Annotated in this window: 8 protein-coding genes and 1 pseudogene; 3 read left to right on the top strand and 6 right to left on the bottom strand. The window is 68.4% G+C overall.

The features are described 5' to 3' along the window. Positions 1-230 precede the first annotated feature (230 nt). Positions 231-959: pseudogene (locus JCR33_RS25540) on the bottom strand (sirohydrochlorin chelatase); the annotation flags it as partial. A 3-nt stretch (positions 960-962) separates the two neighbouring features. Next, positions 963-1163 carry a DUF6732 family protein gene (locus JCR33_RS16535; protein ID WP_198883221.1) on the bottom strand — a complete coding sequence of 67 codons (201 nt, stop codon included), beginning with the start codon at positions 1161-1163 and terminating at the stop codon, positions 963-965. A 394-nt stretch (positions 1164-1557) separates the two neighbouring features. Here JCR33_RS16535 and JCR33_RS16545 point away from each other — a divergent pair, with 394 nt between their 5' ends. Then, complete coding sequence (locus JCR33_RS16545; RefSeq protein ID WP_198883223.1) at positions 1558-1974, top strand: hypothetical protein; 417 nt, start codon at positions 1558-1560, stop codon at positions 1972-1974. A gap of 16 nt (positions 1975-1990) precedes the next feature. On the opposite strand, the gene JCR33_RS16550 is transcribed toward JCR33_RS16545, so the two are convergent. Both JCR33_RS16550 and JCR33_RS16555 read right to left on the bottom strand, forming a co-directional pair. Then, positions 1991-2935: an SRPBCC domain-containing protein gene (locus JCR33_RS16550; RefSeq protein ID WP_198883224.1), complete on the bottom strand. Its 945-nt coding sequence runs from the start codon at positions 2933-2935 to the stop codon at positions 1991-1993. Positions 2936-3127: 192 nt separating this feature from the next. After that, complete coding sequence (locus JCR33_RS16555; protein WP_198883225.1) at positions 3128-3646, bottom strand: YHS domain-containing (seleno)protein; 519 nt, start codon at positions 3644-3646, stop codon at positions 3128-3130. A 175-nt stretch (positions 3647-3821) separates the two neighbouring features. On the opposite strand from JCR33_RS16555, the gene JCR33_RS16560 reads away from it, so the two are divergent. Both JCR33_RS16560 and JCR33_RS16565 read left to right on the top strand, forming a co-directional pair. Beyond that, the gene (locus tag JCR33_RS16560) at positions 3822-4283 is read left to right on the top strand and encodes a tellurite resistance TerB family protein (RefSeq protein WP_332461215.1); all 462 of its coding nucleotides are present in this window, start codon (positions 3822-3824) and stop codon (positions 4281-4283) included. A gap of 36 nt (positions 4284-4319) precedes the next feature. Continuing rightward, positions 4320-5114, top strand: a complete 795-nt coding sequence (locus JCR33_RS16565; RefSeq protein ID WP_211110357.1) for a glutamine amidotransferase — start codon at positions 4320-4322, stop codon at positions 5112-5114. Between the two features lie 41 nt (positions 5115-5155). Here JCR33_RS16565 and JCR33_RS16570 read toward each other — a convergent pair whose 3' ends face one another. Then, positions 5156-5626 (bottom strand): hypothetical protein, encoded by a 471-nt coding sequence (locus JCR33_RS16570; protein WP_198883227.1) that lies wholly within the window; start codon positions 5624-5626, stop codon positions 5156-5158. Between the two features lie 4 nt (positions 5627-5630). Continuing rightward, a partial coding sequence (gene rlmN / locus JCR33_RS16575) for a 23S rRNA (adenine(2503)-C(2))-methyltransferase RlmN (RefSeq protein ID WP_198883228.1) occupies positions 5631-6643 on the bottom strand: 1013 nt, incomplete at its 5' end.

Raw genomic sequence — 6643 nt, forward strand, 5'->3', positions numbered from 1 at the left:
GGGAGGAGCACGCGGCAGGCCCCGGTGCAGAAGGTGTCGCACAGGCTGCACGTCTCGACCGAGGAGCCGGGGGCGGAGGCGCCCATGCCCTCCACGTGATGGTGGTGGCTTTCCTGCGGCGCGCCGACGTCGACCTCGAAGCCCAGCACCTGGGTGCGGTACTTGCACATGCCGCAGTTCATCACCGCCTGGCCTTGGAGGATCTCGGTGACGCGCTCTTCGAAGGTGTCGAGCACGGCCGGATGGTCGCCGAGATAGGCGGCCTTGGCGAAGTGAATCTCGGGATGCCGGGCCGCCACGCGGTCGGTGAAACCGTAGATGCGGTCGATCAGGATCCCCGAGAACAGGAAGTAGGGGAACACGATCACCCGGCGGAAGCCGAGCCGCGTCACCCTGTCGAGACAGGGCTCGACCAGCGGGAAGGTGACCCCGGAATAGCCGATCTCGCACCAGCCGAAGCCGAAGCCCTCCCAGAGGAGCCGGGCGACCTTCGCCACGTTGGCGTTGGCGTCGGGGTCGGAGGCGCCGCGGCCGATCACGACGAGGCAGGTATCGGAGGCGGGAGCCTCGCCGTGGGCCGCGTTCAAGGCGTCGATCGCCGCCTGCACCCGGTCCGCGGCGGCCTTCAGCATGCGCGCGTCGACGCCGAGGTCGCGGCCGTAGTCGATGCGGATGCCGTGCTTCAGCGCGTAGGCGTTGAGGACGCTCGGAATGTCGTTCTTGGCGTGCGAGGCGGCGAACAGCATCCCCGGCACGGCGAGGACGTGCTCCACGCCCTGGCCGCGCAGTTTGTCGAGCCCGTCGCGGATGACGGGATTGGCGAACTCCAGATAGCCATACTCCACCGGCCATTGCGGAAAGCGGGTACGCAGGGCCTCCGCCACGGTCGCGAATTCGGCGACCGCGCTCCCGGAGCGGGAGCCATGGCCGCAGACCATGACCCCGATATGCTCGTTCATGGCTTAGCGGGCGCGGCGTTTGGCGAGGCGAGCGCGATGGATCCGGACCGCCGTCGGCAGGAGCGCGAGGACGATGAGCGCCGCCATCGTGATCAGCCCGAAGGCGATGTAGTGGGTATGCCCGGAGACCTCTCCCACGTGGCCCGGGTGGGCGAACGCGGCGGTCGCGGCAAGGAGAAGGTTGAGAACGATGATCGTGCGCATGGTGCCTCTCGTGTTGGCCGATGCGCGCACCACGAGGGCCGATCCCACGGCGGGACCGTCATCCGGCAGCCACGGATTTGGCCCCCGAGTTGGGTCGGCCGCACCGCGATCGCTTTCAGTTCCTTCGAGGAACGCTGCGGCACGGGGGGTATCAGCCGGCGGCGCGCGGCACAAGGGGCGGCTGGAAAGCGTTCATTCGGGCAAGCTTGTGCTATGATCATCGTCTTCGGCCGCATGCGGCCGCTGTTTGACGTGAGGCACGGCCTTTCAATGGCGCCGGCAGCGCCCAAGGTACTGATGGAGTTTTCTGTTGATGCTAAAGATTTTCGCACCTGCGATCGCCGTTGCATTGATGCTCGGTAGCCCGGCCGTTGCGGTCAACGAGTCGCCGGACATGACCGGCCCCTGGTCGGGCAAGGGCTTCGTCCAGAAGGACGAGGGGTCGCGTCCGATGAACGTCTCGTGCAAAATCAAGGGTGAGCAGACCGCCGACACGATCGGCTTCGCCGGCGCCTGCCGCGCGATGCTCATTCTGAAGCGCGAGATCGGCGCGCAGCTCAAGCGGGTGGGAGATCGCTTCGTCGGCACCTACAAGGGCGCCGACGTCGGCATCGCCGAACTCGACGGCAGCTATGTCGACGGCGAGACCGTCGAGCTGACCATGACCTTCCCGCGCTCCGTCAACGGCGACGACGTCGCCAAGATGACCATCACGACGCCCGGCGACGGCACCTTCACGATCGAGACCAGCGACAAGATGGAATCGGGCGTCGAGGTGACGACGTCGTCGATCCTCTTCTCGCGCGACTGAGGCGGAGGCGGACGGCTCAGAAGCCGTTGCTGAGCAGCATCGCGATGACGACGGCGCCGATGATGGCGAAGAGCCAGCGCCAGAGCTTGCTGCCTCCCTCGGACTGATCCTCGGCGCGGGGGCGGCTCGGCCTGCGTGCCGAGAACGAGGTCGACGAGGTGGGCCGCCGCCATTCGGCGGGGGGCTCGGCCGCGGGGCCCTCGTCCTCGGCCGGGATCACGGTGGCGCGCTCGTAGTAGATGTCGTCGGTGGGGGTGCGGGCGGGCCGCTCCTCGATCCATGCGCCCGTCGCGTCGGTGGCGGGGCTCGCCTCTTCCACCTCGTGCTCCCGTTCCAGCTCGGGCTCCCGTTCCACCTCGGGTTTCTTGGGGGAGACCTCCGCACTCGCCCACTCGTCCGCCGCGCTGGCGTCGGGCTCGCGGCTCTCGGGAAATTCCGGCAGGGCTTCGGCGCCCCGGTCGTGCGGCGGGCTCGGCCGGCGCTGGCTCGCGGGCTCGGTGAGGGCGGCCGGCGGCGCGTCGTCTTCGAGAAGCAGCGAGAGGCGGGAGAAAAACTCGGCGGCGAGCGTCTTCGCCGTCGACTGCAGGATGGTGTCGGGGATCGAGGCGAGGTCGCCCGACAGCGCCACCGCCATCTGATAGGCGAGGTTGGTGCTGTCGGCGTCGATGGCGGCGAGGGCGATGTGGGCCCCGCCGGTCGCCGTGCCGAGATGACCGCCGTCGGCGTTGCCCGAGAGGGCGTAGGAGTTCGGCGGCTCGGCCTTCGTCACCTCGATGATGCCGACGAAGGTGGAGCGCGCCGAGCCGATCTTGAGCCCGGCGGTGATCTCGTAGCGCTCGTCCGACAGCCGTGTCAGCGCCTGACACCCCGGGATCGCCTGACGGAGGATGACAGGATCCCGCAACGCATCGAACACGCGCGACTGCGGCGCGTTGATGACCCTCTCGCCCGTCAATTCCACGATATTGTCTCGTTACATTTAGGTTGCCTTCGTCTGAAATAAGGATGCTGCCCAGTTCCGTCAAAGCGCAGCGCCGATTGCCCGATATGCGGCGGGCCGAGGGGGGCGCCCCCGGGCGCGAGCGCGCGGGCCGGGGAGGGTGGAGATTGCCGCTCTGCGAGAGGCGGCGGCCCGACGGGCCGGCGGGATGGCTCAGCCGGACGGAGCGGCGGTCGCGTCGAACTTCGGAATGGCCATCTCGGAGGCGGGCGTCGGCTCGATGCCCGGCCAGTTGGCTTCCGCCTTGTCGATGTTGCCCGCGACGTCCTCCTCCCAGAAGGAAACGACGTTGGGGGTGATGTTCAGGTAGAGCTTGCCGTCGCGGATGCGCCAGAGGTGGGGGTTGCCGGGCACCTTGCCGCCTTGGGCGACGCCGTAGGCGCAGTGCCCGTCATATTGCGGCGCGAAGCGGGCGGGATCGGCGAGGAAACGATCGCGATTGTGAGCGTTCGCGAAGGCGAAGGCGGCGCCGTTGTAGGTGGCGGTGAAGCGCGGTGAGCCCGGCACGGCTTCGGGCTGGGCGGCACCGAGCGGCGCCTGCTCGAGGTCGAAATAGGCCACGACGTCGTAGCCGGCGTTGGCGTAGCCGCTGGCGTTCACATACTGCTCGCCGGCGGTGGCGGCGGAGGTTGCAAGGAGCGCCGCGCCGAAGATCGCAATGAACCATCGCATGGGACTGAGCCTCCGTGGGCCGGGCATGGCCCGCATCCTTTCAATAATGGCTCCGAGCGTGGGATGCGGATCACGTTGCATCACGAAGAGGTGGTGACGGGCGCGGCACCGCGTCGAGATGTTTGCCAGCCGGTCGAGGCTGCGCCATGTTTTATGGAACTCAGGAGATCGACTCGTGCTTCAGGCCCTTACCGACTGGATTAACAAGCTCTCCCATGCCGGCGAAGGCGAAGAGACCTTTTCAGCAGCGGACGCGCGTTTGTCGGTGGCGGCGATCCTCGTCCACATCGTCGCGGTCGACGGGGTGGTGACGGAGGACGAGAAGCGCACCCTGCGCGCCGTTCTCGGCAAGCACTACGAGCTGAGCCCGACCGAGACCGAGGAGCTCGTCAGCGAGGCCACCCGGCGGGACGACGACGCCGTCGACCTCTACGGCTTCACCTCCGTCCTGAAGCGCGAGCTCGACGAGGAGGGCCGCCGCGACGTGGTGGCGCTGATGTGGGAAATGGTGTTCGCCGACGGCGAGGTGTCGGAGTTCGAGGACAACGTGGTATGGCGCGTTGCCGAACTCCTCGGCGTGACCGCCCGCGAGCGGGTGATGATCCGCAAACGCATCGAGGAGAAGCGGGGCCTGTGATGGCGCACCGCAACATTGTCTGATACATTTCGAACCATGATGAAAATCAAGGCACGAGTAAGTGAGACCGGCGGCGTGGCAAAGCACGAACGTCCCATCCTGATCGTCCTCCATCAGGCGCATTCGACGCCCGGCCGCGTCGGGCAGATGCTCGCCGCGCGCGGCTATCGGCTCGACATCCGCCGCCCCGCGCTCGGCGACAGCTTGCCGAAGTCCACCGCGGAGCACGCGGGCGTCGTGATCTTCGGCGGTCCGATGAGCGCCAACGACACCGAGGCGTTCGTCAGGCGCGAGATCGATTTCATCAACGTTCCGCTGCGCGAGGAGACGCCCTTCCTCGGCATCTGCCTCGGGGCGCAGATGCTGGCGAAGACCATCGGCGGCACCGTGGGTCCCCACCCCGACGGCCAGGTGGAGGTGGGCTACTACGACGTCATGCCCACGCCGGCGGGCGAGCAGCTGATGGAGTGGCCGGACAAGGTCTACCAGTGGCACCGCGAGGGCTTCCGCACGCCCAAGGGCACCGAGGTCCTGCTGAAGGGTCACCACTACGAGGAGCAGGCGATCCGCGTCGGCAAGAACGCCTACGGCCTCCAGTTCCATCCCGAGATCACCCTCGCGATGCTCTATCGCTGGACGACGCGCGGCCACGAGCGGATGAAGCTGCCGGGCGCGCGCAATCGCCGCGATCATTTCGCCGGCCGTGCCGTGTACGACGGCGCCGTGCGGGCGTGGCTCACCCGCTTCCTCGATCTGTGGACGGGAGTCGCCGATCAGGGCGCGCTGCCGGCGGCGGAGACGGTGATGCAGCCGATGCGCCTCTCCGCCTGAGCGGAGCCCGTCGGAAGCGGAGGCCGTCGGCAGGGGAGGCGTCAGCGCCGGTGGGGGTCGAACCAGTTGAGTTCGAGCCAGTAGCCGGCGGTGCGCCCCGCGATCATCCAGTAGACGAAGCCGCCGATGGCGCCGCAGGCGACGCTGAGCTCGGCGCTGCGCATCGTCACCATCATGGTGTCGCCGCCGTTCAGCATGACGCCGGTGTGGAAGGCGCTCGCAAGGCCCACCGCCGCGCCGGCGAGCGCATAGGCGACCAGCCCGCGCAGCTTGAGCCCTTCGGTGATGGCGATGGCGATCACCGCCGGCCAGAAGGCCGAGACGAAGGCGGAGAAGGCGGTGGAGAGGGCGAGGATGGTGAACTCGATCACCGTCCCGGGGTCGCCGCTGAGGTCGGCGGGCGTCAGGTTGAGGATCGCCACCACCGCGAAGGCGCCCGCCGCAAGGCACGCGGCCGTGTAGGCGATGGCGATCATGCAGGACTGTGCGGTGGCAGCCCAGATGGCGGTCATGGCGTCAGGCCGGCTCGCTGTCGAGAGCGCGTCGCTCCCGCGCCGACAGCTTCTTCGACTGCGACCGCAGCTGGCCGCAGGCGGCGAGAATGTCCTGCCCGCGCGGCGTGCGCACGGGGGAGGCGTAGCCCGCCCGGTTGACGATGTCGGCGAACGCCTCGATGCGCTCCCAGTCCGAGCACACGTAGGGCGAGCCGGGCCAGGAGTTGAAGGGGATCAGGTTGATCTTCGCCGGGATGCCGCGGATCAGCTCCACCAGGGCACGGGCGTCGGCATCGCTGTCGTTGACGTCCTTCAGCATCACGTACTCGAAGGTGATGCGGCGGGCGTTGGAGAGGCCCGGATAGCGCCGGCAGGCGTCCATCAGCTCGGCGATGGGGTATTTCTTGTTGAGCGGCACGAGGACGTCGCGAACCTCGTCGCGCACGGCATGCAGCGAGATCGCGAGCATCACGCCCATCTCGCGGCCGACGCGCTCGATCATCGGCACCACGCCGGAGGTGGATACGGTGATGCGCCGCTTGGAGAGGGAGAGGCCGTCTCCGTCCGAAGCGACGGCCATCGCCGCCTTCACGGCGTCGAAGTTGTAGAGCGGCTCGCCCATTCCCATCAGCACGATGTTCGACACCATGCGTCCGCCCACGGGACCGCCGGTGGCGCTGCGGTCCGATGCGAAGTCGCCCAGGCGGCGGCGGGCGAACACCACCTGCTCCACGATCTCGTGGGCGGTGAGGTTGCGCACCAGGCGCTGGGTGCCGGTGTGGCAGAAGCTGCAGTTGAGAGTGCAGCCCACCTGGCTCGACACGCACAGCGTCCCGCGATGGTCCTCGGGGATATAGACGGTCTCCACCTCCACCGGGGCGCCGGGGCCGCGGGCAGGAAAGCGCAGCAGCCACTTGCGCGTGCCGTCGGTGGAGATCTGCTCGTCGACGAGCTCGGCCGAGCCCACCGCCACCCGTTCGGCGAGGGCGGTGCGCACCGGGGCGGCGACGTTGGTCATCTGCGCGAGATCGTCGA

Origin of the sequence: Acuticoccus mangrovi, from assembly GCF_016411865.1 — a bacterium.
Classification (GTDB): Bacteria; Pseudomonadota; Alphaproteobacteria; order Rhizobiales; family Amorphaceae; genus Acuticoccus; species Acuticoccus mangrovi.

Bases quoted from the DNA above. Each gene is read 5' to 3' on its own strand.
- JCR33_RS16535 (WP_198883221.1), bottom strand. From the start codon at position 1,163: ATGCGCACGATCATCGTTCTCAACCTTCTCCTTGCCGCGACCGCCGCG.
- JCR33_RS16545 (WP_198883223.1), top strand. From the start codon at position 1,558: ATGACCGGCCCCTGGTCGGGCAAGGGCTTCGTCCAGAAGGACGAGGGG.
- JCR33_RS16555 (WP_198883225.1), bottom strand. From the start codon at position 3,646: ATGCGATGGTTCATTGCGATCTTCGGCGCGGCGCTCCTTGCAACCTCC.
- JCR33_RS16565 (WP_211110357.1), top strand. From the start codon at position 4,320: ATGATGAAAATCAAGGCACGAGTAAGTGAGACCGGCGGCGTGGCAAAG.
- JCR33_RS16570 (WP_198883227.1), bottom strand. From the start codon at position 5,626: ATGACCGCCATCTGGGCTGCCACCGCACAGTCCTGCATGATCGCCATC.